General features: G+C 39.4%; 21 protein-coding genes. 12 read left to right on the top strand and 9 right to left on the bottom strand.

The window, feature by feature from the left end:
• Positions 1-15 precede the first annotated feature (15 nt).
• The gene (locus MM239_RS00300; RefSeq protein WP_241293262.1) at positions 16-324 is read right to left on the bottom strand and encodes an HU family DNA-binding protein; all 309 of its coding nucleotides are present in this window, start codon (positions 322-324) and stop codon (positions 16-18) included.
• Positions 325-484: 160 nt separating this feature from the next.
• On the opposite strand from MM239_RS00300, the gene mutY reads away from it, so the two are divergent.
• The 5 genes from mutY (at position 485) to MM239_RS00325 (ending at position 9,896) form a co-directional block, all read left to right on the top strand.
• Positions 485-1,558 carry an A/G-specific adenine glycosylase gene (mutY, locus tag MM239_RS00305; RefSeq protein ID WP_241345762.1) on the top strand — a complete coding sequence of 358 codons (1,074 nt, stop codon included), beginning with the start codon at positions 485-487 and terminating at the stop codon, positions 1,556-1,558.
• Between the two features lie 52 nt (positions 1,559-1,610).
• Positions 1,611-2,075, top strand: coding sequence for a single-stranded DNA-binding protein (locus MM239_RS00310; protein WP_241345763.1), 465 nt, complete (start codon positions 1,611-1,613; stop codon positions 2,073-2,075).
• A gap of 98 nt (positions 2,076-2,173) precedes the next feature.
• Positions 2,174-3,523, top strand: a complete 1,350-nt coding sequence (gldE, locus tag MM239_RS00315; RefSeq protein ID WP_241345764.1) for a gliding motility-associated protein GldE — start codon at positions 2,174-2,176, stop codon at positions 3,521-3,523.
• Positions 3,524-3,931: 408 nt separating this feature from the next.
• On the top strand, positions 3,932-8,422 hold the full coding sequence (gene gltB, locus MM239_RS00320; RefSeq protein ID WP_241345765.1) for a glutamate synthase large subunit: 4,491 nt from the start codon (positions 3,932-3,934) through the stop codon (positions 8,420-8,422).
• Position 8,423: 1 nt separating this feature from the next.
• The gene (locus MM239_RS00325; protein WP_241345766.1) at positions 8,424-9,896 is read left to right on the top strand and encodes a glutamate synthase subunit beta; all 1,473 of its coding nucleotides are present in this window, start codon (positions 8,424-8,426) and stop codon (positions 9,894-9,896) included.
• A gap of 137 nt (positions 9,897-10,033) precedes the next feature.
• On the opposite strand, the gene MM239_RS00330 is transcribed toward MM239_RS00325, so the two are convergent.
• The 4 genes from MM239_RS00330 to MM239_RS00345 all read right to left on the bottom strand — a co-directional run bounded on the left by MM239_RS00330 (position 10,034) and on the right by MM239_RS00345 (position 14,628).
• On the bottom strand, positions 10,034-10,516 hold the full coding sequence (locus MM239_RS00330; RefSeq protein WP_241345767.1) for a DUF4890 domain-containing protein: 483 nt from the start codon (positions 10,514-10,516) through the stop codon (positions 10,034-10,036).
• Positions 10,517-10,738: 222 nt separating this feature from the next.
• Positions 10,739-12,085 carry a dicarboxylate/amino acid:cation symporter gene (locus tag MM239_RS00335; protein ID WP_241345768.1) on the bottom strand — a complete coding sequence of 449 codons (1,347 nt, stop codon included), beginning with the start codon at positions 12,083-12,085 and terminating at the stop codon, positions 10,739-10,741.
• Between the two features lie 19 nt (positions 12,086-12,104).
• The gene (gene aroC, locus MM239_RS00340; protein ID WP_241345769.1) at positions 12,105-13,184 is read right to left on the bottom strand and encodes a chorismate synthase; all 1,080 of its coding nucleotides are present in this window, start codon (positions 13,182-13,184) and stop codon (positions 12,105-12,107) included.
• Positions 13,177-14,628, bottom strand: a complete 1,452-nt coding sequence (locus MM239_RS00345) for a BatD family protein (protein ID WP_241345770.1) — start codon at positions 14,626-14,628, stop codon at positions 13,177-13,179. Before MM239_RS00345 ends, aroC begins: the two co-directional genes overlap by 8 nt.
• 120 nt (positions 14,629-14,748) lie before the next feature.
• On the opposite strand from MM239_RS00345, the gene MM239_RS00350 reads away from it, so the two are divergent.
• Complete coding sequence (locus MM239_RS00350) at positions 14,749-14,940, top strand: hypothetical protein (RefSeq protein WP_241345771.1); 192 nt, start codon at positions 14,749-14,751, stop codon at positions 14,938-14,940.
• A gap of 896 nt (positions 14,941-15,836) precedes the next feature.
• Here the strand turns inward: MM239_RS00350 and MM239_RS00355 are convergent.
• The 4 genes from MM239_RS00355 to ruvB form a co-directional block, all read right to left on the bottom strand.
• Positions 15,837-16,829 carry a helix-turn-helix domain-containing protein gene (locus tag MM239_RS00355; RefSeq protein WP_241345772.1) on the bottom strand — a complete coding sequence of 331 codons (993 nt, stop codon included), beginning with the start codon at positions 16,827-16,829 and terminating at the stop codon, positions 15,837-15,839.
• Positions 16,822-17,799 carry a hypothetical protein gene (locus tag MM239_RS00360; protein WP_241345773.1) on the bottom strand — a complete coding sequence of 326 codons (978 nt, stop codon included), beginning with the start codon at positions 17,797-17,799 and terminating at the stop codon, positions 16,822-16,824. Before MM239_RS00360 ends, MM239_RS00355 begins: the two co-directional genes overlap by 8 nt.
• 202 nt (positions 17,800-18,001) lie before the next feature.
• Entirely contained in the window at positions 18,002-18,943 is a 942-nt protein-coding gene (gene queG, locus MM239_RS00365; protein ID WP_241345774.1) for a tRNA epoxyqueuosine(34) reductase QueG, read from the bottom strand.
• A gap of 234 nt (positions 18,944-19,177) precedes the next feature.
• Positions 19,178-20,212 carry a Holliday junction branch migration DNA helicase RuvB gene (gene ruvB / locus MM239_RS00370; protein WP_241345775.1) on the bottom strand — a complete coding sequence of 345 codons (1,035 nt, stop codon included), beginning with the start codon at positions 20,210-20,212 and terminating at the stop codon, positions 19,178-19,180.
• 152 nt (positions 20,213-20,364) lie between these two features.
• On the opposite strand from ruvB, the gene MM239_RS00375 reads away from it, so the two are divergent.
• From MM239_RS00375 to MM239_RS00400, 6 genes are all read left to right on the top strand, one after another.
• The gene (locus MM239_RS00375; protein WP_241345776.1) at positions 20,365-21,423 is read left to right on the top strand and encodes an FAD:protein FMN transferase; all 1,059 of its coding nucleotides are present in this window, start codon (positions 20,365-20,367) and stop codon (positions 21,421-21,423) included.
• A gap of 33 nt (positions 21,424-21,456) precedes the next feature.
• Positions 21,457-22,230, top strand: coding sequence for a ZIP family metal transporter (locus MM239_RS00380; protein WP_241345777.1), 774 nt, complete (start codon positions 21,457-21,459; stop codon positions 22,228-22,230).
• 128 nt (positions 22,231-22,358) lie between these two features.
• Positions 22,359-22,781, top strand: a complete 423-nt coding sequence (locus tag MM239_RS00385) for an IS1/IS1595 family N-terminal zinc-binding domain-containing protein (protein WP_241296754.1) — start codon at positions 22,359-22,361, stop codon at positions 22,779-22,781.
• Positions 22,782-23,131: 350 nt separating this feature from the next.
• Entirely contained in the window at positions 23,132-24,577 is a 1,446-nt protein-coding gene (locus MM239_RS00390) for a porin (RefSeq protein ID WP_241345778.1), read from the top strand.
• 23 nt (positions 24,578-24,600) lie between these two features.
• Positions 24,601-24,864 carry a DUF4212 domain-containing protein gene (locus tag MM239_RS00395; protein ID WP_241345779.1) on the top strand — a complete coding sequence of 88 codons (264 nt, stop codon included), beginning with the start codon at positions 24,601-24,603 and terminating at the stop codon, positions 24,862-24,864.
• Positions 24,865-24,884: 20 nt separating this feature from the next.
• Entirely contained in the window at positions 24,885-26,588 is a 1,704-nt protein-coding gene (locus MM239_RS00400) for a sodium:solute symporter family protein (RefSeq protein ID WP_241345780.1), read from the top strand.
• Positions 26,589-26,637: the final 49 nt, after the last annotated feature.

Below are 26,637 nucleotides of genomic sequence, written 5' to 3' on the forward strand. Positions count from 1 at the left end.
TTTAGCTTTTGAGGATTAGTCCTGTGGAGCTAGATCTTTGATTTTTTTACTGTTTTTAATTTTCTCGATGAAAACCTTCGAAGGTTTGAAGGCCGGCACATAATGCTCATCGATCACGATAGCAGTGTTTTTAGAGATATTTCGGGCTATTTTCTTTGCTCTCTTCTTATTAATGAAGCTGCCAAACCCTCTCACATAAATGTTGTCTCCCTCTGCCATGGAATCTTTTACAACTTTGAAGAATGCCTCAATGGTCTGAGTCACATCGTCTTTCTGGATTCCAGTTTTGTCCGAAATCTTGGTAATTACTTCTGCTTTAGTCACTGTTAAATTAATTTAAATTATTATCGAATAAGCTTAACGACCTATTAACCAACTAATTTTGGGACTGCAAATTTACAAGAAGCATTTCAAATTAAAAACAAATTCACCAAAATTAGCTTCTTTTGTTTAACGTTTATTTCATACAAAAAATTTCAACATTTTGAAAAACAGGCATTTTGCTTCTACATTACTACACTGGTATGCTAAGCACAAGAGGGATTTACCTTGGAGAAACACACATAATCCCTATATAATTTGGCTATCAGAAATAATTCTTCAGCAAACAAGGGTCGCTCAAGGCTTGCCATATTTTGAAAAATTTTTAGAAAAATTTCCAAAAATTTCAGATCTAGCTTCTGCGCCTAGCGATGAAGTAATGAGACTCTGGCAAGGGCTGGGCTATTACAGCCGTGCGAGAAACCTCCACCAATGTGCCAAAGACATCATGACAATGCACAATGGCGAATTTCCAAACACCTACAAAGAGCTCCTTAAACTAAAAGGGGTGGGTTCATACACTGCGGCAGCCATAGCGTCTTTTGCTTTTGGTGAGGCTGTTGCTGTCTTAGACGGCAATGTATTTCGAGTGCTGGGGAGATATTTTGGCGTGAGTGAGGATATTTCAAGCGGACAAGGAAAGCGAGCTTTTGAAGCTCTTGCAAATGAACAATTATCCAATGAAAATCCAGCGGAATATAATCAAGCCATCATGGAATTTGGTGCCCTTCAATGCACACCCAAAAATCCAGATTGCACTTCCTGCTCACTTCAAGAGGGATGCTTTGCTTTCAAAGAAAATTTAGTTCGAGACCTTCCTGTCAAACTAGGTAAAGTAAAAGTAAAAACAAGGTATTTTAATTACTTATATATAAGATGTGGTTCACAGATTGTAGTTCGTCAAAGACCAGCTGGAGATATTTGGCAGGGGCTTTATGATTTTCCTCTAGAAGAAACAGAGGGTGCACTACTTCAAGACATCGAAGAATTAACCTTTTTCGGACAATTTGAGTCAAAAATCGAAAAAATTGAATTTGAACCTGAAAGTACCTACAAGCATATACTCACGCATCAAAGAATTTTTGCCAACTTTGTGACGTTTGTGATTCAAGAAAAATATTTGTCAAAATTAGATCAATGGGTCAATGAGTCTGGTATGGAGTTGGTTAGTGCAGACAAGCTAGAATCATTGGGTAAACCAAAGTTGATCGTTAAGTTTTTGACTGATGAAAAATAATGCTTAAATTAGATCATGAACTTTTAGTTAATCATTTAAACCAATTTAAATTATGGCAGGAGGAGTTAATAAGGTTATTTTAGTAGGTAATTTGGGTCAAGATCCAGAAGTAAGACACCTAGAAGGAGACAAAGTAGTAGCAAATGTGAGTTTGGCCACCACCGAATCTTACAAGGACAGAAGCGGCAATAGGGTAGATAATACCGAATGGCACGACCTAGAACTATGGGATGGATTAGCAAAAATCGCTGAGAACTATCTCAAAAAAGGGAGTAAAATATACGTCGAAGGCAAGATCAAAACAGACTCTTGGCAAGATGAGCAAGGTAACAATAGAAGGAAAGTACGAATCAGGGTTCAGAACTTGACGATGTTGGATTCAAGGACTGATGGTCAAGCACCTGCAAGCAATAACTCAACTAATAATCAAAACTATAATAATAACCCTTCAACACAGCAGATGCCTGCTCCAAATGTAGCAGAAGGTCCAGCAGATGACGATGACTTACCTTTCTAAAACATTAAGAATAACCAATTTTGAAAAAGCTATTTGCAGGTAAACTTGTAAGCCTATTTCAAAATTGGTTAAATTTGTAAAAACAATTCAGACATTTAATGGACGACCCATATCCGAGTATGATGTTGCTGACTGAGATTTCAGAAATCTCGGTCAGCTATCTTTTGATCAATGGATTTATTTTCATTTTTCTTCTAATTGCTTCAGGGCTAGTATCAGGTTCAGAAGTTGCATTTTTTTCTCTGTCATCTGAAGATCTCACCGACCTAGAAAATCAGGGGGATGCCAATTCAGAGAAAGTTCTCAAACTTGTAGGCAATCCACAACGATTGTTGAGCACCATATTAATCCTCAATAACCTAATCAATATTGGTATAGTTACCTTAACAACCTTTGTTGCTTGGAGTATTTTTGGACTCAACGCCACTGGTATATTTGTAATCTTGATACAAACTGTAGGCGTGACATTTGCCATTGTATTCTTCGGGGAAATCGTACCAAAAGTATATGCTACTAAAGCGCGCCAAGAATTTTCTTTGATGATGGCACCTATAGTTCACTTTTTTTCATTTATCCTGAAGCCGCTTTCATTGTTCCTAATGGGTATCAGCAATATCATAGAAAGGAGGATAGAGAGAAAAGGATACTCCATGTCAGTGGATGAACTTCACAAAGCGATCGAAATCACAACAGAGGATACCACCGAAGAAGAAAAAGGCATCTTAAGAGGAATAGTCAACTTCGGAACCTTGTCCGTAAAACAAGTAATGAGGTCTAGAATGGAAGTCACTGCGGTAGACACAGAAACCGATTTTCATGAATTAATGGACAAAATCAATAAAAGTGGATACTCTAGGATTCCTGTGTACAAAGAGACCATCGACAACATTGAAGGCATTCTATACATCAAAGACCTATTGCCATTTATTGAGCATGAAGAGGATTTTGAGTGGCAAAATCTTGTTAGAAAGGGTCTATTTATACCAGAAAACAAGAAAGTAGATGCTTTACTTAAGGATTTTCAGCAGAAGAGAGTGCACATGGCTATAGTCGTAGACGAATACGGAGGCACTTCTGGACTCGTTACTTTGGAAGACCTTATTGAAGAAATCATAGGTGAAATCAATGACGAGTTTGATGACATTGAAGATTTTTATTTCAAAGAAATAGATCCCTTTACCTTTATTTTTGAGGGTAAGGTTTCATTAAATGATTTTTGTAAAAAGCTAGAGTTAGATCCAACCATATTTGATGAAGTGAAAGGAGAAAGTGAATCTCTCGGTGGACTACTTTTAGAGTTGAATGCAAACTTCCCAAAAAATGGTGCTAAAATTATTTTTGAGAATTTTGAATTCACCATACTAGCAGTGGATACCAGAAAGATAAAAAAGGTGAGAGTGAGGATCATATCTGAAGAAGAGAAGGTTCAAAATGAATACGAAGACTGAAGCCCTATAAATAGCTCTCAAACATTATGTGGTGTAACAGGTGTTTTTCAAAATTTTATAAACCTCATTTTTTCAAGCAAAATATACTTAAGGCACACAAATTGAAAAGTCAGGAAAAAAAATTGAACTTTTTTTAATTTTTTTTCCTGACAACTTATTATTGTTATTTTTATGTTAAAAATGAATTTAGTGGTTCAAATAGAGAGTCTATTCAAACTTATCACACACCTATTATTCAATAATAGGTTGAAATAATAACAGACATGCCATTTTTGTAATAGATAAACAAAGGTAATATTCGGTACAAACTATGCAGTTAAACATTCGTTTGGTTGCTTAAATTTTAATAAAGAGAATATTTTTTGTAAATTCCGCAACCATTTCGAAAACCTATTAAACTTATTGATAATGAATAAAGGATTATACCGTTCAGATTTTGAACATGATTCTTGTGGTATAGGTGCAGTCGTAAATGTCAAAGGACTAAAAACCCATGAGACCATTAGCGATGCACTCTATATGTTGAGTAACATGGAGCATAGAGGAGGCCGAGGAAGTGATCCCAAAACTGGTGATGGTGCTGGGATATTGATTCAGGTTCCACATTCTTTTTTGAAAGAAGTAACCCAAAGAGCCGGTTTCGAGATTCCGGGTGAGGGAAGCTACGGTGTCGGCATGACATTTTTCCCAAAAAACAAGCAGTTATACAAAAAGTCCAAAGAAAGACTTAACCAAATCATCAAAGAGCTTGGGTTCAAACTGTTGGGATATCGTCAGGTACCTGTAGATGAGACTGTCCCTGGTTCTGGAGCTTTGGATGTAATGCCAATCATCGAGCAGGTTTTTGTAAGACATGAAGATGGTCTACAAGACATAGATCTTGAACGCAAGCTGTATGTTTTGAGAAATTATGCCACTAGAGAGATCAACAAAGAAATCCCAGGTGTCAACAATGCTTTTTACTTTGCCAGCTTCAGCTCAAACACCATTATATATAAAGGTCAGCTAAGGACAGATCAAGTTTTACCTTTCTACAAAGACCTACAAAACAACAAGATCACTTCTGGATTAGCGATTGTCCATTCAAGGTTCTCGACCAATACATTTCCTAACTGGAGACTTGCGCAGCCGTTCAGGTACCTATCCCACAATGGAGAGATCAATACAATCAGAGGAAATTTGAACAAGATGAAGTCAAAGATGTCTTTGATGAGATCTGTCAATTTCACTGATCAGGAACTCGCTATGGTAATGCCTGTGACTAATAAGCAGTATTCTGATTCAGCTAACCTTGATGCGCTGGTAGAACTATTGACATTAAGTGGAAGATCATTGCCTCATGTGATGATGATGCTGGTGCCTGAAGCTTGGCAAGATAACCAGATGATGGATAAGGATAGAAAAGCTTTCTACAAATTCCACGCAGCCCTCATGGAGCCATGGGATGGTCCTGCTGCATTACTCTTCACTGACGGAAAATCTATAGGTGCTACCTTGGATAGAAATGGACTAAGACCTTTACGCTATTTCATAACCAATGATGATAGGGTAATCTTATCTTCAGAAGCTGGAGCGCTCCCAATCAGAGAGGCTACTATCAAAGAAAAGGGACGAATCAGTCCAGGCAGAATGCTCTGGATAGATTTAGAAAAAGGCAAAGTGGCATTTGACGATGAAGTTAAGTCTTCTATCTGCGACAACAAGCCATATGATAAGTGGGTAAGAGAAGAGCGCATTAAGCTTAGACTCATGCCAGACCCTAAAACCCTTACAAACCCATATACAACAGAAGCCCTTAAGCAAAAGCAAACCATATTTGGCTATACTTCGGAGGAAGTAAAAGTAATCCTAGCTCCTATGGGAGACACTTCTTACGAACCAATAGGCTCTATGGGAGCAGATACTCCACTTGCTGTTCTTTCAAAACAAAGTCAGCATGTAGCCAATTACTTCAAGCAACTGTTTGCTCAGGTAAGCAACCCTCCAATCGATCCAATCAGAGAGAAATTGGTGATGTCACTATTCACAAGAATAGGAGAAAGCCACAACATACTCGATGAAAGCCCAAGGCACACGAGACAAATACATATTTCGCAGCCAGTTCTTCTCAATGAAGACCTTGAAAAACTAAAAAACCTCGAAGATCAAGGATACAGAGCTGTAACATTACAAGCTCACTTTACAGCAGATCACAGACCTGGAAGCCTTCTCGACGCTCTCAATGAACTTGGAAGACAAGCTGAAGGTGCAATCTATGCTGGTAAAAACATCATAATAATTTCAGATCGAGGCTCAGATCAAACTAAAGCACCAATCCCAAGCTTACTAGCCATCGGAGCAGTACACCATCACTTGGTCAAAAAGAAACTTCGTACTCGAGCTGGACTGGTAGTAGAAGCAGGAGATATTAGAGAAACACATCATTTTGCTACAGTGATAGGTTACGGCGCTTCAGCCATCAACCCGTACTTGGCTTTGGAAACACTACTCAGTTTGAATGAAAAAGGTCAACTAAGCAAGCAGCTTCCAACCAAACAGCTTTTTGCAAACTATCAAGCAGCTGTGGGCAAAGGGTTGCTCAAAGTTCTTTCCAAGATGGGTATCAGTACGCTTCAATCCTATCAAGGCGCACAGATCTTTGAAGCCATAGGATTGGGACCTGAAGTTATCGACAGATGCTTTAAAGGTACCGTAAGTAGGATATCAGGAATATCATTTGATGAGTTGGCAGAAGAAGTGTTGATCAGACATCAAGCAGCATACGAGACTGATAGGCCAGTATTGGAAACTGGTGGTGTATATCAATGGAAGCGAAGAGGGGAAAAACACATGTTCAATCCCGAATCGATTCATTTGTTGCAAAAATCTACAAGGCTAAATGATTATGCGCTGTACAAAAAATTTGCTGAAAAGATCAATGTGCAGACCAAAGACGCATTGACACTTAGAGGATTGTTTGAATTTAAGAAAAGAATCTCTATCCCCATCGAGGAAGTTGAACCAATAGAGTCAATCCTCAGACGATTTGCTACAGGTGCGATGTCTTTTGGATCGATTTCTCACGAAGCACACACTACTTTAGCAATCGCCATGAACAGGATCGGTGCAAAAAGTAATAGTGGTGAGGGAGGAGAAGATGAAATAAGGTTTGAAAGAAAGGAAAATGGGGACTGGGAAAGATCTGCTATTAAGCAAGTAGCTTCAGGCAGATTCGGTGTCACTTCCAATTACCTCAGTAATGCTGAAGAAATTCAAATCAAAATGGCTCAAGGAGCCAAGCCAGGTGAAGGTGGTCAACTTCCTGGTCACAAAGTGGATGATTGGATCGGTAGGGTAAGACACTCTACTCCAGGTGTGGGGCTGATTTCTCCACCTCCTCACCATGACATCTACTCTATTGAAGATTTGGCGCAGTTAATTTACGATTTGAAAAACGCCAACCGTAAAGCCAGAATCAATGTCAAGCTTGTATCCCAAGCTGGTGTAGGAACAGTCGCAGCTGGTGTGGCCAAAGCACAGTCTGACGTAATTCTGATCTCTGGAGCAGATGGAGGTACAGGTGCGTCACCGCTTAGCTCTATACGACATGCGGGCTTACCTTGGGAGCTTGGACTTTCGGAAGCTCATCAGACATTGGTGAAAAACAACCTAAGAAGTAGGGTTGTCCTTCAGACTGATGGACAGCTTCGTACCGGTAGAGACATTGCTATTGCGACCCTTTTGGGAGCGGAAGAATGGGGTATTTCTACTGGCGCACTCGTAGTAGAGGGATGTATCATGATGAGAAAATGTCACCTCAATACCTGTCCAGTAGGTATAGCTACGCAAAATCCAGATTTGAGAAAACTTTTCACTGGTGATCCTGACCATGTCGTGAACTATTTCAGGTTCCTTGCCCAAGACCTCAGAGAAATCATGGCTTCATTGGGATTTGCTACAATTGATGAAATGGTAGGTCAGAGTGATGTTCTAAAGGCTACTGGAAACATGAACCACTGGAAATGGGACAAAGTAGACCTTACGCCAGTATTCCACAAAGTGGAAGTTCCTGACCATGTTGGTGTACACAAGCAAATAGATCAAGAGTTTGAGCTCAAGAAAGTCCTCGACAGAAAACTGATCAAAGCAGCTCTACCAGCCCTAGAGCAAGCCAATGAAGTCAAAGGAAAGTTCGAAATCAAAAACATCGACCGCTCCGTAGGGGCTATGCTTTCTAATGAAATTTCTAAAATATATGGAAGTCCAGGCCTTCCAGAAGATACTATTCAGTACAAATTCATAGGTTCAGCGGGACAGACATTTGGAGGATTCTTGACCAAAGGGGTAACTTTTGAGCTAGAGGGAGAGGCCAATGACTACTTCGGAAAAGGATTGTCTGGAGGAAAACTGATCGTATATCCAAGCAGAAATGCCTCCTTCCGAGCAGAAGACAATATCATCATCGGTAATGTGGCTTTCTATGGTGCAACATCAGGTGAAGCCTTTATCAATGGAAAAGGTGGAGAAAGATTCTGTGTAAGAAACTCTGGAGTAAGCACTGTAGTAGAAGGCATAGGCGATCATGGATGTGAGTATATGACTGGTGGATTGGTAGTGAATCTTGGAGAAATAGGCAGAAACTTTGCCGCAGGTATGAGTGGAGGTATTGCATACATTCTCAAAGACTACCTACACTTGATCAATCAAGAGATGGTCGACATCGATCCATTGAATGAAGATGATTTTGTCTTGATTAAAGACTTGACAACTAAACACAAAGCACTTACTAAAAGCCCTTTAGCTGGGGAGTACTTAGATAAATGGGATTCTTACAAGGAGCGATTTGCTAAGGTAATCCCAAGGGATTACAAGGAGGTATTGAGAAAAAGAGCTTTGGAACAATCAAAAACATTAGTGTAATATGGGAGCGAAAGAAGGATTTATCCAATATAAAAGAGAGCTACCAGAGTCACGCTCTCCCGAAGAAAGAATCAACGATTACAAAGAAATATATAAGCCGTTTGATGCACAGAAGTTGAACGAACAGTCAGCTAGGTGCATGGATTGCGGTATACCATTTTGCCACCAGGGGTGTCCGCTGGGTAATGTAATACCTGAGTTTAACGATGCTGTATACAATAATGAATGGGAAGAAGCTTTCCATATATTAAAAAGCACTAACAATTTCCCAGAATTTACTGGTAGGATTTGCCCAGCGCCCTGTGAGGCATCATGTGTACTTGGTATCAACAAAGATCCAGTAGCCATTGAGCTTATCGAGAAGCATATTGCTGAAAAAGCTTATGAGTTAGGGTTTGTCAAGCCTAAATTGCCTAAAACCGAAACAGGCAAAACTGTAGCGGTAATAGGCTCAGGACCTGCAGGACTAGCAGCAGCTGATCAGCTTAATCAAGCTGGCCATAAAGTGACCCTTTATGAAAAAGATAAGAAAGTAGGAGGACTTCTTCGTTACGGTATACCTGATTTCAAGTTAGAAAAATGGGTGATCGATAGAAGAGTAGAGGTAATGGAACAAGAAGGTGTCCAATTTTCGACTGAAACAGAAATTGGTGTCAGTGTGAAAGCAGAAGAAATACTTGCTAACTTTGATGCTGTAGTACTAGCCACTGGAGCGGCGCAGCCTCGTCAGTTGAAAATCAAAGGATCAGACTTGAAGGGTGTGCACTTCGCAATGGAGTTCTTGGGCAAGCAAAACCAAGTCGTAGGTGGCGAAATCAAGGAAAATCCAATTTCAGCCAAAGATAAACATATTGTGGTGATTGGAGGTGGTGACACGGGTTCGGACTGTATAGGCACATCTAATAGACATGGTGCAAAGAGCATTATGCAACTTGAGTTGCTACCAAAACCTCCAAAGCAGCGAACAGAGCTGAATCCATGGCCCGAATGGCCAATGACTTTGAAAACCTCTAGCTCTCATGAGGAAGGTGCAAACAGGGTATTCTCTGTACTTACCAAAGAGTTTGTTGGCAATAAGAAGGGTGAAGTCACTGGCTTGGTGCTAGTAGATATAGAATGGAAACATGAAAATGGAAAGATGCAGTTTGTAGAAATCTCTGGTACAGAGCGTACTGTTCCATGTGATTTGGCATTCTTGGCCATAGGGTATACAGGACCCGCAGAAAATGGTCTTCTCGAAGCATTCAAAGTAGAGAAAATGGAAAATAGTCTTCCTATGTCAAAAGAATATCAATCTACTGCAAAGAAAGTTTTCCTTGCTGGAGACATGAGAAGAGGACAATCACTTGTCGTATGGGCTATATCGGAGGGAAGAGAAGCGGCCGTACGAGTAGATGAATTCCTTCAAGGTAGTTCTGTTTTACCTAGGAAAGATGAAGGATTCTACCAAGTAGAGGAAGAAATGGCACCTTAATCCAAATTTGAAACCACTATTTCAACCAATAGCCGGCCTGGGTAATTTAGGTCGGCTAATATTTTATGTAAGCAAAAAAAATGCAGGCCAAACTGACCTGCATTTTATGTATTACATTTAACCAACCTTTATGAAAATTACCGCTGTGTTCTTGGACCTCTAGTCCCACGCTCACCTCTTTGACCTTTTCTAAATTTCTCTCTGTCAGGGTTTGTTCTAGCATCTCTGACAGCATTCATTCTTTTCTTATTTTCATCCTGCAACTCCTCGTACTTCGTCAATTGCTCTGGAGTAAGTACAGAAGTGATTTTTTCTTGTTGAGCTTCATGCTTCGTTTTCATTTCCTCTCTCTTGGCTTTCATCTCTTCTTTTCTCGCTTCCATTTCAGCTTGCCTTTTATTCGCATTTTCTAAATGAATAGCATAAATCTGCTCTTTCTGATTTTCATCTAGCTCTAATTTATCCGCTAGCCTATTTGTTGCCATTTCTGCTCTCTTTTCTGGGCTAGCCATTTCAGCCCTTTTGTCTGGACTCATACCATTTCTTGGTGACACTCTTTGAGCTTGTGCTGACAAAACTCCTAAGGAAAATATGGCGACGATTATCAATAGCTTTTTCATGATTTCTTTGTTTAAGGTTAATATTTCTTCTTATTAAGATCCATCACTTACCCGGGTAGATTGGATGTTGGTTTAGTTTCCAATTTCTTTTGGAATTTGTCTTTTAGACCAAGCGGCCGCTCGAAGGTTTAATCTACCACTCAAAGAAAAATGTTAACAAACGTTAAACAAAAAAAGGCTACTCCTAAACAAGAGTAGCCTTCCAAAAGGATTATTATTGGGTTATTGTTGCTCTAATTCTTCTGCGCTTGGCGTGAAAGGATTCGAAGAACGAATCAATCCAGCTGGAAGCTCTCCTTCAGTAGAGGCCACTGTCACACATACTGCTGCATCACCTGTGATATTTACCACTGTCCTGAACATATCCAAAATCCTATCAGGAGCAATGATAAGTGCCACACCTGCCCCAGGTACACCGATAGCTTCAAGTACTATGATCAACATGATCAAGCCAGCGCCAGGTACCCCCGCAGATCCAATAGCTGCTAAAGTAGCCGTGAGGACAATGGTCAATTGCTGGGATAAAGTAAGATCCATTCCTAATGCTTGAGCGATAAATACCGCTGCTACGGCTTGATACAAGCTGGTACCATTCATGTTGATAGTAGCTCCAAGAGGAAGCACAAAGCTACTTACCTCTTCAGATACACCAATCTCCTCTTCCACTAGCTTCATCGTCACTGGAAGCGTAGCTGAACTAGAAGAGGTAGAGAACCCAAGCAACATGGCAGGTCTCAATGATTTGATAAAGTCAAGGAAAGAAAGCTTGGTGAAGGCTTTCAGCATAGCGCTATAGACACCAACGATGATCAGGAACAATCCGCCCATTACAACCAATGTGTATTTCAATAGCGCCAATAGCAATTCGACAGCTGAATCTGGATTATCTCCAGCTATCTCCACAATGAGAGAAGCCATAAGTGCAAATACCCCATAAGGTGCAATCATCATGATATACTCTACAATCTTGATGATAACATCATTCAGGGCATCAAAAAAGTCTGTAAATGTCTTGGCCTTTTCTTTAGAAATCTGAAGCAAAGCAATACCCGCAATGATCGCAAAAAACACGACCTGAAGCATGCTTCCATTGTCTGCCGCGGCTGCAATAAGGTTTTCAGGAACTATATCTACAAGCGGTTGAAGCGGCCCTTGATCTTTGATGGCAGCGGCTGTATCAGCTTTGGATCCAGCTTGAGAGTCAAATTGAGCCATTAGCTTATCTCTTGTCTCCTGTGGAAGTTGCTCCCCTGGCTCGAAGAAGTTCACTAATAATAAACCTAAGGTAATGGCAATAATGGTAGTTACCAAGTAGGCTAAAATAGTCTTTCCACCAATTCTTGAAAGCTTTGAGATATCACCAAGATTAGAAACACCCACAATCAAAGATGCCAAAACCAAAGGAACTGCAATCATTTTGAGTGCATTGATAAAAATCGTACCTACAGGCTTGATGTAGTTGACGGTAAACTCTGGTGAAATTCCAAATTGGATAATCACCAATCCAAAAATCAATCCTAAAACTAGCCCAGCAATAATCTGGGTATGTAAGGGTATTTTTTTAAACATAATATTTGGGTTATTTACTTTATAATTTATTCGTCCTGCTGATCAAGAGGTAGTCTGCCAAAACAAGTGCAGCCATGGCTTCTACAATAGGAACAGCTCTAGGGACCACACATGGATCATGTCTTCCTTTGCCAGATACCGTTACTGCCTCTCCTACTTCATTGACAGATTCTTGGTCTATCATGATAGTCGCTACTGGCTTGAATGCTACTTTGAAATAAATATCCTCACCATTTGAAATACCTCCTTGAATACCTCCACTGTGATTGGTCTTTGTCCTAGTCTTTCCAGATTCATCTGTATAAAATACATCGTTGTGCTCCGAGCCTCGCATACTGACTCCTTCGAAACCACTCCCATATTCAAAGCCCTTTACAGCATTGATACTTAGCATAGCCTTCCCCAGTTCAGCATGAAGCCTATCAAAGACTGGCTCTCCCAATCCTGCTGGTGCTCCAGTGACTACACAGCTCACAACACCACCTACGGTATCTCTAGATTTACGAATCGAATCAATATAGTCAATCATCTCCTCTGCCTTCTTAGTATCTGGACATCTTAGTATATTGTCTTCTATCTTGGAGAGATCTAGCTCTTGGTATGATTTGTCAAGCTTAAGGTGCCCAACTTGGCTTACATAGGCTTTGATATCTATTCCAAAATGTTTCAGAAGTAACTTTGCGACAGCACCTCCTGCCACTCTTGCGGCAGTCTCTCTTGCACTACTTCTTCCTCCCCCTCGGTAGTCACGCACTCCATACTTCTCATGGTAAGTATAGTCTGCGTGTGAAGGTCTAAATTTATCTGCAATATGACCATAATCTTTACTTTTTTGGTCAGTATTCATGATGACCATTCCTATAGGAGTGCCAGTACTTTTTCCTTCAAAAACTCCAGAAAGCAACTGAAATTCATCTTCTTCTTTCCTTTGTGTTGTGATTTTTGACTGACCTGGCTTACGGCGCTGCATTTCTGTTCTGATGAATTCCTCATCTATAGCCAAGCCGGCTGGACAGCCATCGATGATTACACCTAGCCCTTTGCCGTGCGATTCCCCGAAGGTGCTGATTTTGAAAATCTTTCCGAATGAATTACCCATTACTCTTTCTCACAATAAGTACAGCTATCAAGATCACTGATGCTGCCAATAGTATATTAATAAAGATGGAAAAATAAGACTTATATCTCTGGTATGAAAGTTTATTGTTCTCTACTTCGATTAAATCATATATCCCACCTAATCTTTGGTTGGAAATAGCTTGATTGACCTTAGATTCTCCTGTGATTTGAAGCGTTGCTTGAGGCCTTAGCGTATCGTACTTTGCTAACCTGGGATTGAAATATATCCATTCAAAGTGATTGGATAACTTAACTTCGCCTGGTTCATTGATGGTCAAATAGTAGCTGAATTCTTTGATTCCAGTTACTTTTCCCATGCCTCTATTGATCTGCTGACGTACATTTGGATCGTAGGTATTTAGTTTTTGGATTTGCTTTGTTCTAGGCTTGTTGATGGAATTTACATTTCCTGATCCTGATATTCCAAAATTGTAGGTAATACCTTCTCCTGTCTCTGCTGTCCTCTCTTTGAAGTTCTCTCTTAACTGATATTCCCCCACACTGACTTCATTCCGTAATGGATGTGGTGGTAGAGGCTTCACCATGACTGTCTTTGCCGCAGAGTAAAAAGTTTTGAAATCCTCCATTCTATTGGCACCAAAGAAAGATGGATTTTTGGCTACTCTATACTTGATCATTTCCCAAGATATGGATGGAATGGTAACCTCTCCTTCGGAAAAAGGGAAAAACGTAGCTTCATATACTTTATACTTGGTCCAATTTTTCCCATTGATGCTCACCCTTTCAGGCTGAATACTCGTAATGTTGAAATTCTCTTCCCAAGCATTACTTGGCTTAAGCTTTTTCAAGATGTTGTCAAGCTGCCTGCCCGGCTCATGAAATTGAAATGGCGCTTGATTTTCCTCGGACATGTAGAAAGCCAAACTCACATTGATCCCTTCTCCTACAAACACCTCGGACTTGTCCACAGAAGCTGCAAAAAATGCGTCATCATCTATCTCTATAAATTCCTGCTCTTCCCTACTTCCTCTTCCAAACATTTCATCAAATGCATCGAAAGCACTCGAAGGTCTCTGGCTGCTGCGCGAGTCTACTACATTGATAGACTTTCCTTGAGAGGAATAATCTGTCCCATTTATCTTTATTGTAAAATTAGAAAGTTGAAACTCACCTTTCCGTGTGGGCCGATAATATTGAATGATGCTATTGGATGAGCTCATCTGCCCGTTGATGATGTTCATTGAAGAAGATTGCTGAATCCCTTGTTTTTGGAAGCCTAGAATATCCGGAAACTGATCATAAGATTTTATTTTATCATCAGAAATTGTTACCTTGATGGTGAAGGTTTCATTTAGACCTATTTCACCTGGTCCTAATTCTATCTTTACATCTTGGGCAAAATTCTTAAATGAGATAATACCTAATAGCAATACCAAAACCCAGGTGGCCTTCGTTTTTATCATAGTGGTTTTAATCAATTTATGACCGCAAATTAACTTTATATTTTAAACGCAACAAACAATATAAAGTATCGTATGATAGAATTAGTAGTTTCTGTTTAACCTTTTAAAATTTTAGAACCAATGCTAGAATACGTTAAGACAGTCTTGATGAAAGTGAGTTTTGACAAATCACTCTTTGAGAAAGAACTGCGTAAGAGCCTAAACTTGATCCTCCCTGATGAAATCAAGGAATTTCAACTTTGGTGCTACAGGACATTTTCAACTGTTTATGAACCTGTTTTAAATAAGTACTTTGTGAAGCTTGCAGGCTAAAAAAATAAAAGGCTCTTAAATGAGCCTTTTCTAATTTGATGTTTTTCAACTGTTGAGTATGCAATCTAAATTAGCTGCGAACCAAAAACTTTATATATGTGACAAATAGCTAATTGAATTCATCTTTCTTCTTTTTTTAACAAGTTCGATCGCAGAATACATCAATTTGTCAACCGATAACAAAATATATAATAGAACGGGCTTTTACCATGAATTTGAGCATCTTCTCTTGATATTAGTTTATCATTAGTTGAACAAAATTTCAAAGCCTTCATTCCAATGAAATCAAACTCCCAAAAAGCACCATAGAGAGCAAAAGGAATAGACCTATTCATTTCAAGATAATCAGAAATTTCAAATTCTTTCAAGCCAAATGACCTTTTATAATCCTGATGAATCGTGACTTGATTTTGTGCCTTGTTGATATCACTTCCAAAAACAAAATTAAATTCACTTGAGTTAGATTTTTCCCTTTTTATTCCCAAAACAAGATTATTTATAAACTTCCTCTTCAAACTATCAAGTTGATGATAAGTTCGTCCGGAAAAAATAGTTTTCTCCTCTATAAGAATGTCTTTTTCATAAATTTCAACGATATAATCAATGTTAAATTCCTCATCGTTAAAACTTAAACTTTGTTGTATTACTCCTATACCATTTTAAGCATTGCTAATATTAAGAAGTTCTTCTAAATGATCTACTTTAGTAGCTTCGTCTTTTTCAACTCGATTTGTTTGACAAAAACCATTATTTAGGGTAGTCAGAAATAAACTGACTAAGATTAAATCATTGAAATGTTTCATTTTGTTCATTTTTTAAATACTTGCCTAATTAATGGTAAGTTAAATTAGGTTGAAGCTTCCCGTTTCGGTGAGATTCCAAAAAATCCTACAACCTTATTTGATTTTAATGTCCAAAGCTTGCTTTCTGGATTTGATTTTTAACTTTGAGTATATACTCCCGACATGAGACTTTGTGGTGCTTAGTTCAATGTTACAAGCATCTGAAATTTCTTGATTGCTCATTCCTTGCTGAAGCAAGTCCAAAACCCTTCTTTCTTGAACACTCAGGTTTTCTAGTTTTGGTTTTCTTCTATGGGATATGTAAAACCCAAGCAAAAATAGAGTCCCTACTAGTGAAATTGTCAAGACTAGAATCCATGGGAAAGAATTGGAAATAGGGAATTGTCTTCTGAATGGATCAAAATATGAATCGCTTTCATTTCTCATTTTGGCAAGATATGACTTGTAAAAATCTGGATCCTTTTGGTAATCAGAAAGGAAATCAGTTTTGTAGAGTGCATAAAGAGAAACCAACTGGTTGCTGCTTGTATCTGCTATAGCCTTCAGTTTTTCTGCTACTACATCTTCTATAAACTCCTTTTCGACCAAGGAACTTTCATAGTCAATCGCATTGGGATATTCTGCTAATCTTGATATGTAATCAAATGTATCCATATAAGGAGCTCCTTCAATAACCTTGTTTTCAAAGACGGGCATGCCTTCTGTATTGAAAAGCCTGATTTCAGAATCTCTTTTGGCTATGATCAAAACATAATTTTCCTCATTACTTCCAATCACCAGATACTTTGGAGCGAATCCTTTCTTGACCACATGCAATCGAAGCATGGACCAATCAGTGGATACGTTCTCTAATGGTATTTCAAAATTTCCCAAACTGTCCAATTCAGTGGTTGCTAAGATCAAACTGTTGCTGAAAGTGAATTCCTTTTCGAAGGACTCCACTAGAGATAGAAATACCTTTCTTTCCCAGGTATCATCAAGCAGTAAGGTCCCCGAAATTTTCCCAGGATCCTTAGGGAATGAATCATGCTGCCAGCTCCAAAGAAGGATGACTAAAACAAATCTTATCCTTAACACCTTACTCATCTGTGGCAGGTTTAATGTATCTGCCAACTGAAATATTGACATTTCCCTCTGATTGTTTTGGCGTGATTCTGATTTGCCAATCGCCAGCATCTGCATCAGCTATGGTTTTGTTAATCGATCCGTTAGTGTATTTTGAAAAATCATCAGCTGAAACAACGCCAGACTTTTGCTTGTGTTCCAGTGAAAGCTCAGCTTCTTTCCCACCTTTTGGATTGAATATCTCTATCAAGATATTGCCTGAATTCAATCTGCTATGGACGTTGAAGTATATTGTTGTTTTTTTCTCAATGTTGATCGTGATTGGATCGATCTTAGTTGAGGATTTAGAAATTTCAAGATTTTTTGTCAAAATATTTTCAAAGCTGTTTCGAAACTCCTCGGCCTTTTTCCTTTGAATTTCAGCCAGCTTTCTCATTTCTTCAGCTACTTTTCTTTGCTCAGCGGCCACCTCCCTTTGTTTTTCGGCAATTTCTCTTTGTGCCATTGCCTGTTTTCTTTGTTCCTCGGCTTTTTTCCTTTCTAGGGCACTTTCAATTCTTGATTGTTCGGCTTGCTTTCTCATTACTTCAGCTTGTTGCCTTTGAATTTCAGCTTGCTTTCGAGCTTCTTCTGCTTGCTTTCTTAGGATGTCAGCTTGTTTTCTCTGTTCTTCAGCTTGTTTGCGGAGGATTTCTGCTTCTTTTCTTTGAAGAGCCGCTTCTTCACTTTGCTTTTTTACTTTTTCGATGAACAACTTCTTTTCATTATCATAGTCAATCAGTTTTTTCTGTATTTCTGATTCACTTAAGCCAGCTGCTTTCAATTGTTTTTGGTAAGCTTGTTTATGGATTTCCCAACTTTCTTCTGCTGAGAAATTCTCATGGAATTGTGGATAAATGAAATTGCCTCCAGAGGAACTCTTGCTCTCTTGTGCATTTAAGAATCCACAACTTGTCAATAAGACAATCAAAATGATTAAGCTCGATTTCATAACGATAAATTTAACTGTTAATAATTATTTTCAGCAAAACTAGGCTCTGGATTCTGCCAAATGGGTATTGCTAAGGGTGGAAAAAAGTAGGAATTTGGGAGGAATCTTAATGGGTAGGGGTGAAAAAGATGCTTTTTTATCCCTGAGGCCATGAATTTGAAAAATTAGGATTAATATTTTAGCTTTTTTCTAAGAACACCTTTTACTTTTTCACAAACGAAATATTCCTCTTCAAGCCTTCCAGTTTTGTTCGCTTTACAGCTGATTTTTGAAAGACTTTATTGAAAGTTTCCTGAGTAATTTCTTCCCAGTCTCTTGAAGTGAATCCTTCCAGCTCTGGATGAGGCAAAAATGCAGGCTCTTGGTGTGCCTTCGAAAACCTATTCCATGGGCATACATCCTGACATATATCACAGCCAAATATCCAATTTTCGAATTTGCCTTTGACTTCTTCAGGGATTTGGTCTTTGAGTTCTATGGTGAAGTAGGAGATGCATTTGGAGCTATCCACCACTCCTGGCTGTACGATCGCATCTGTGGGGCAGGCATCGATACATTTGGTACATGTTCCGCAATAATCCTTTGCCAATGGTGTATCAGGACTCACTTCCAAATCAATGATCAATTCAGCCAAAAAGAAAAAACTCCCCATATTCCTATTGAGTAGAAGGCTGTTTTTACCTGTCCAGCCCAAGCCTGATTTTTGCGCCCATTGACGCTCCATCACGGGAGCTGAATCAACAAAGGCACGACCTCCTATTTCTCCAATTTGTTCTTGCAGGTTTTCCAGCAATACCTTAAGCTTGTCTTTGATCACAAAATGGTAGTCTTTGCCATATGCATACTTTGCAATCTTATAAGTTCCCTCTACCGCAGCTATTGGCTTATCTGGATAGTAATTATAAATTAAGCTCACGACTGTCTTTGCACCATCCACCAGCTTCGCGGGATCCAAGCGCTTATCAAAATGATTAGCCAAATAGGCCATTTGACCATGATAATTTTGATTGAGCCAATTTTCAAGCTTTGGTGCATCCTCCTCTAAAAACTCCGCTTTGGCTATACCACAAAAGTCAAAGCCCAGACTTTTGGCCTGGGATTTTATGATTTGGGCATATTTTTCTTTAGAAGTCGTTAAGCTCATTTATTGGAAATACAAAGGTTGATTTTTTCGAAAAGATGGTAGGAATGTTTTAGAAATAGGTTTGAAATATTTGGAAACAAAATAGAAATAAATTTGAAATATTGTAGAAATATTTGGGTTAACAGATATGATAGGATCTTGTACATTCCTGCATATTTCACGATAATATTATTTCCCAAACCTGTCTATCGTTAGTGTAGAGGCATATTTCAACATTATTTCAGCGAAGCTATATTAAGAAAACAAATTGCCTGTTTGACCACCGAAGTCTGCTTTGATTTTGAGATGCTTGTATGCTAACTCTGTAGCCATTCTACCTCTCGAAGTTCTCTTGAGATAGCCCTCCTGAATCAGAAACGGCTCATAGACTTCCTCAATGGTCTCCGCTTCCTCACTACAAGCCGTAGCTATAGTGCTTAGACCTACAGGGCCACCTTTGAACTTTTCAATAATGGTCAGTAGTATTCTATTGTCCATTTCATCTAGTCCATTTTCATCGACATCTAAGGCTTCCAATGCAATCTTGGCTATTTCGAGCGTAATCTTTCCATTTCCTTTTATCTCAGCAAAATCTCTCGTCCTTCGCAAAAGCATGTTGGCGATCCTTGGTGTACCCCTACTTCTTCTGGCTATCTCATAAGCCGCCACCTCATCTATTGGGGTCTTAAGTATTCCTGAAGACCTAGTCACAATATCTGTCAGAAGCTTGGCATCATAATATTCAAGCCTTGAATTGATCCCAAATCTAGCCCTCAGTGGAGAAGTCAATAAGCCAGATCTTGTAGTAGCTCCAATGAGTGTAAATGGACTCAGAGATATCTGAACAGTTCGAGCGTTGGGGCCAGAATCAAGCATGATGTCAATGCGAAAGTCCTCCATTGCCGAATACAAGTATTCCTCCACAATAGGATTGAGACGGTGAATTTCGTCTATAAATAGCACATCACCCTCCTCCAAGTTGGTCAACAGTCCAGCCAAATCAGAAGGCTTATCCAAAACGGGTCCAGAAGTGATCTTTATCCCAGCTTCTAGCTCATTGGCAATAATATTGGAAAGTGTGGTCTTGCCTAGACCTGGAGGGCCATGAAGCAAAACGTGATCCAATGGCTCTTGCCGTCTCTTTGCTGCCGCCACGAAGATTTTTAGGTTTTCTACAATCTTAAATTGTCCTGTAAAATCGTCAAAGCTCAATGGTCTCAATGCCTTCTCTATTTCTCTATCGGATGAACTTAGATGATCGGAATCACCACTCAAATAATCTTCTCGCATACTTTGAACTGGTCTAGCTACAAAGATAAAAAAATCAACGAAGGGGAATAAACATTCTATTAGTAATCAAAACTGCAATGTTATTGCAATCTGTTGACACCTACTTCCTCACTTTTGAAAAAATAGCATTAACTTTCGCAAAAAATTTGACAATGAGAAGTAACGCCAATAAAAATATCATTTATTCTATTATCCTTTTGCTCCTCGTGGCTGTAGTTTACCTCTACAGGCAAAACCAAAATAAGCCAGAGGAAGAAGCTGTAGAATTGGCGACGGGCAAAATAGTGCTGACTGGAAGTACCATGGGGACAAGCTATAGAATCGTGTATCTCGATATAGCAGAGCGAGATTTCAAAAAAGAGATTGATTCTGTTCTTGTGGATTTCAATCAATCCATGTCCACTTATATCAAAACTTCCGAGATCAGCCAGTTCAATCAGACGGACACATTATACTTCAATTCAGGCTATTTTTTGCCCATTTTAGAAGAGAGTAAAACGATTCACGAGATCACAGCAGGTGCCTTCGATCCTACTGTAGGACCACTTACTGACCTATGGGGTTTTGGTCCAGAAGGCCCTCAACTCAAGGATAGTGTGAATATTGATAACATGCTACAGTATGTAAACTTTGGCTTGATTTCTTTTGATCAAGTAAAGGCATGGAAACCAATGAATGAGATGCACTTAGACTTCTCTGCCATAGCCAAAGGATATGGGGTAGATGTAATAGCATCCTATTTAGAAAGCATGGGAATAGAAAACATGCTTGTCGAAATCGGGGGAGAGCTTGTAGCACGTGGTGTAAATGAGAATGGAGAATTGTGGAAAGTGGGTGTGAATACCCCGTCTGAAGACAATAATTCAGAAGAGCTATTTGGTATCATAGCCTTAGAAAATAGAGGAATGGCTACTTCTGGCAACTATCGTAACTACTACGAAGTGGACGGTTTGAAAATTTCTCATACCATAAATCCTAAAACAGGCAGACCTGTTAGGCACAACTTACTAAGCGCAACAGTGCTCGCTGAAAATTGTATGAGAGCTGATGCTTTAGCTACTGCAATCATGGTAATGGGAAAAGAAGAAGCTATAGCATTACAAGCCAAATCAAACTTTGAATTTTATCTTATCTACAGTGATGAATCAGGAGAGATCAAGTCTCATGCAAGTGAGGGGATCAAGCCATATTTATCCTTTTCACTTAATTGAACCAATTAGTATAAATCACGGATTATTCCTAATATGTTATTCAACTTCCTTTTGCTCTTCTTTACTGCCCTGATAGCGGGTGGTTTAGCTTATTTTCTACCCAACTGGCAAGAGCGCTACTTCAAGTTGGTATTGGTGTTTGCTGGCTCTTATTTATTTGCCATTACGGTAATGCACATTTTGCCTGAACTATTTGTAGGTACAGAGGATGCCAGGTTTATGGGCTTGTACATTCTTTTGGGTTTTTTACTTCAGCAGATACTCGAATTATTGTCTTCTGGTGTAGAGCATGGTCATATTCATCACCATGGACATCATCATGGAATAGAATCAGGCGTATGGACATTGATGATTGGCCTTTTCCTGCATGCCTTTTTGGAAGGTACTCTCCTGTCACATGATGGGATGCTTGCACTTCATGATCATAGCCATGAGGGGCATCATCACCATCACCACCATGGTAGCAACAATCTTCTTTTTGGGATCATGCTGCATAAGGGGCCAGAAGCTTTTGCTTTGGTAGCGGTACTGATGACTGCATTGAAAAAAAGATGGGTACTTGTGCTGTTAGTAATATTTGCACTGGCAAGTCCGTTGGGAATGTGGGCGAGCTCCTTTCTTTATGAAACAGATTTGATCGGTAGAGGTGCCTTAAATGTGTTTTATGGCATGGTAGCAGGAGGATTCTTGCACATTTCTACTACCATTTTTTTTGAAAGTAGTCCTGATCACCGATTTCACTTGAATAAAGTGATCATCTCTATGATTGCATTTGGTCTTGCGATAGGTTTTGAATTATTGGCTTAGCACGCCTTGCTCATGGAAAAATTTGGGTATTGTGTTCATGTTTAGGAAATTATCCAGCATAAACTCTTGTATTATTGCTAAAATATTATACTTTCGCTAAATTGATATACCGAACCCAAAAATAAACTATGGAACAGCCAATTTGTCCCAAATGTGACCATACCAAAGTAGTGAAAAGTGGTATAGTAGGTGGTCGGCAGCGATTTAAATGTAAGCGCTGCAGCTATCACTTCACTGTGAATAAAATAGGAAAAGCAATTGACAAATACTACGTAGTCAAAGCTTTACAACTTTATATCGAGGGAATTTCTTATCGCGAAATAGAAAGGATATTGGGAGTAAGTCACGTTTCAGTGATGAACTGGGTAAAGCAATATAAAATCAAAGCCCCAGAAAGTTATGATTACCGCCCTACCTATAAAGTGCTGAACCATACAGAATTGGTCAAATTCATGGCTATCAAAGAAAACTTACTAGATACTGGTATGCTGATCACAGAGCTTGGTGACAAGTTCATGATTATCAAATGGGAAAGGTTTAAAAACAGATAGTATGTAAAATCCGTGGACCTTTCAGGCTTTTAATACCCCAATCAGCTATTATAAATTTTTGAGTAAGACCTACAAGGTTTTTTTCCGCTATAAATCAATCTATTACTGAAATATATTGCAGATTTTGAGGCAGAATCAAATCATTTTTTCCTGATGCTTTAAATTCACATATCCAATACACCTTTTACTTCTGATTCCAGAAATTGAGTTCCACAATTGCTTTGAGAAGAGAATTGTATACTCAATTAGCAAAAATCTATCATCAACTTTTCTTTTTAAGGGCTTCTTATCAAATTGGAGTTCACAACATTACCCATTAATGTGTGAAATCACCCAAATAGCCATAGACCATGAAAAATCACTTACCCTCCATACTTGGTTATGCATTGATGTTCTTTACCTCCACAGGATTAGCTCAACAAATCAACACCAAGAGTCCAATTAAAGATGAACAAGAAGATTTTGTAGACCATACATACAAGCCTCTTACACTCAAGCTTGATGAAGAGGGAAATAAGTACATTCGATTTCTTTTTTGGAATCAAATGTGGGCAAGAGTTATCCAAAACAATCCCGGAACACTTGATGCAGCCGGAAATCCACAAAGAGCTACTTCTGATATCGGAATCCGTAGAGCTAGGGTATTGGCATATGCAGAGATTTCACCTCGATTTATGATATTGTCCCATTGGGGAATCAACAATCAAACATTTAGAACAGGCGGGGTACCTGGTGGTGGGTTCACTGGAAATCCTGGTGGTATCCCTGTTCAAGTTGACCCAATCAACGGTATAGGCTCAGCTAATGGAATGTCGGCAAAAAAGCCTCAACTTTTTTTTCATGATATCTGGACAGAATTCAAAATCCTGCCAGAGCTGTATGCAGGACTTGGCCTTCATTACTGGAATGGAATCTCTAGAATGTCTAGTGCAAGTACTTTGAATTTCATGACACTTGATGCTCCAATTTTCAATTGGCCTTTAATTGAAATGACAGATCAGTTTGCTCGTCAATTTGGCTTCTATACTAAGGGTCAAGTCAACAAGTGGGACTATAGGCTCGCAGTCAATAAGCCATTTGCAGTGGGTAATGGGGGGAGTTTTGACTCTGAGCGCAATAGACCTGTTTCAAATCATATTGTAAATGAAAATTGGGCTACACAAGGATATATTGCTTATCAATTTTGGGATACTGAGGATAATAAGCTACCGTATTTCGTAGGATCATATTTGGGAAGCAAGAGGGTTTTCAATATCGGTGGAGGATGGCACCACCACCCCAAAGCCATGAGTTCTTTCAATTCTTCAAATCAAGTCCAGTTTCATGACATGAAGCTTTTTGGATTAGACAGCTTTCTAGACTTGCCTATAAACAAATTAGCTGGAACTGCATTGACCAGTTATGCTGTGTTTTACCATTATGATTTTGGTCCTAACTATATCCGAAACATTGGAATCATGAATGTGGGAATGGGACAAGGCTCCTCACAAAATGGACCAGGAAATGCCCAACCAACCATTGGTACTGGAAATATCTTCTACATTCAAAGTGGCTATTTGCTCCCAAAAAAAATACTCAAGGACAAAGGTAAGCTTCAACCTTACACTGCTGTCACTCACAAAAACTTTGAATATTTTGACGAGGGATCTTGGCAATATGACCTGGGCTTGAATTACTACATCAATGCACATCAAGCTAAGATAACCCTTCAATACAGCCAAAGACCAATTTTTGAACAATATAGCAGATCTGGATCCGCTTCCGAATTTATATTACAAACACATATTTTCTTATAACAATCACCAAAAACCCAACAACCATGACACCATTAAAATCAAGCAAAGAAGCCTATTGGAAAAAGAACCTGAAGATACTTGGGGTACTATTGACCGTCTGGTTTACAGTCTCATTTGGATTTGGAATCCTACTAGTCGAGCCACTCAACCACATCAGAATCGGAGGATTTAAATTAGGATTTTGGTTTGCCCAACAAGGCGCTATTTATGCATTTGTGGTCTTGATATTCATCTATGTCTACAAGATGAATAAGCTTGACAAAGAATTTGATGTAAACGAACAATAAACCACCCAAAATACTATAAAATGGACATTTTAACTTGGACTTACATACTTGTAGGCTTATCCTTTGCACTTTACATAGGCATTGCAATCTATACAAGAGCTGGATCTACAAAAGAATTCTATACAGCAGGCGGCGGAGTGTCTCCTTTAGCCAATGGCATGGCAACTGCCGCTGACTGGATGTCGGCAGCATCATTCATTTCTATGGCTGGAATCATATCATTCTCTGGATATGATGGGTCAGTTTACTTGATGGGGTGGACAGGGGGCTATGTTTTACTTGCATTGCTTCTCGCTCCGTATCTTAGGAAGTTTGGGAAATTTACAGTTCCAGATTTTGTTGGAGACAGGTACTATTCTAACAAAGCCCGTGTGGTGGCGGTAGTTTGTGCCCTTTTCATATCATTCACCTACGTAGCTGGACAAATGAGAGGCGTTGGGATTGTTTTTTCCCGGTATTTGGAAGTCGACATCAATACAGGTGTGATCATAGGAATGTGTATCGTATTCTTCTACGCAGTATTAGGTGGAATGAAAGGGATCACCTACACTCAAGTGGCACAATATTGCGTGCTGATTTTTGCATTTATGGTCCCAGCAATTTTTGTTTCGATGCAACTGACCAGTAACCCTATTCCTCAGCTAGGACTGGGAGGCACAGTGGCGGATGGATCATATTTATTGGACAAACTTGACGGGGTGCTCACAGAGTTGGGCTTTGCAGCTTACACTTCAGGAAGAAAAGGCATGTCAGACATATTTGCCATTACATTGGCATTGATGGTGGGAACAGCTGGTCTTCCTCACGTGATCGTAAGGTTCTTTACCGTGCCTAGGGTAAAGGATGCCAGACTATCTGCAGGATACGCATTGGTGTTTATTGCCATACTGTACACTACAGCGCCAGCAGTAGCAGCTTTTGGAATATACAATGCCATAGATACTGTGGCAAGCCAACCTGTAAATGAATTACCAGCTTGGGTGGATAACTGGGAAAAAACAAGCCTGATCAGCATAGAGGATAAAAATGGAGATGGTGTCGTGCAGTATGCAGCAAATCCTGATATCAATGAGCTCAATATTGACAAAGACATCATGGTACTAGCCAGCCCCGAAATTGCCAATCTACCAAACTGGGTTATCGGTTTGGTAGCAGCTGGAGGAATGGCTGCAGCACTTTCTACCGCCGCTGGATTACTATTGGTAATTTCGACTTCAGTATCTAGAGATCTCTTTAGAACTTTCAGTCCTCAAATGACAGAAAAAAGAGAACTCTGGATAGCAAGGATTTCGGCAGCTGGAGCTGTGGTACTTGCTGGGTATTTTGGGGTAAATCCTCCTGGCTTTGTAGCTGAAGTAGTTGCATTTGCTTTTGGTCTGGCCGCTGCATCGTTTTTCCCTGTGATCATCATGGGAATATTTTCCACTCGGATGAACAAACAAGGAGCCATTTCAGGAATGCTTTCAGGCTTGATATTCACCCTAGTTTACATTGTATATTTCAAGTTCGGAATTACGCTCTTTGGATTATCTCCTGACTTGGTTAGCGCTGATTATTACTTGTTTGGAATATCTCCAGAAGGTATAGGAAGTGTAGGGATGTTGCTAAATTTTCTAGTTTGCTATATCGTATCCATGTTGACACCTGCACCACCGCAAGCCGTCCAAGAAATGATTCAAGAGATCAGGATTCCAAGGGGTGCAGGGGGTGCTCATGATCATTGATCAGTAATCACATACTATAAAGAAGGTCTAAAAAATGGTGACACATCCA

The sequence above is a fragment of the Belliella filtrata genome, assembly GCF_022549775.1.
GTDB classification, from domain to species: domain Bacteria; phylum Bacteroidota; class Bacteroidia; order Cytophagales; family Cyclobacteriaceae; genus Belliella; species Belliella filtrata.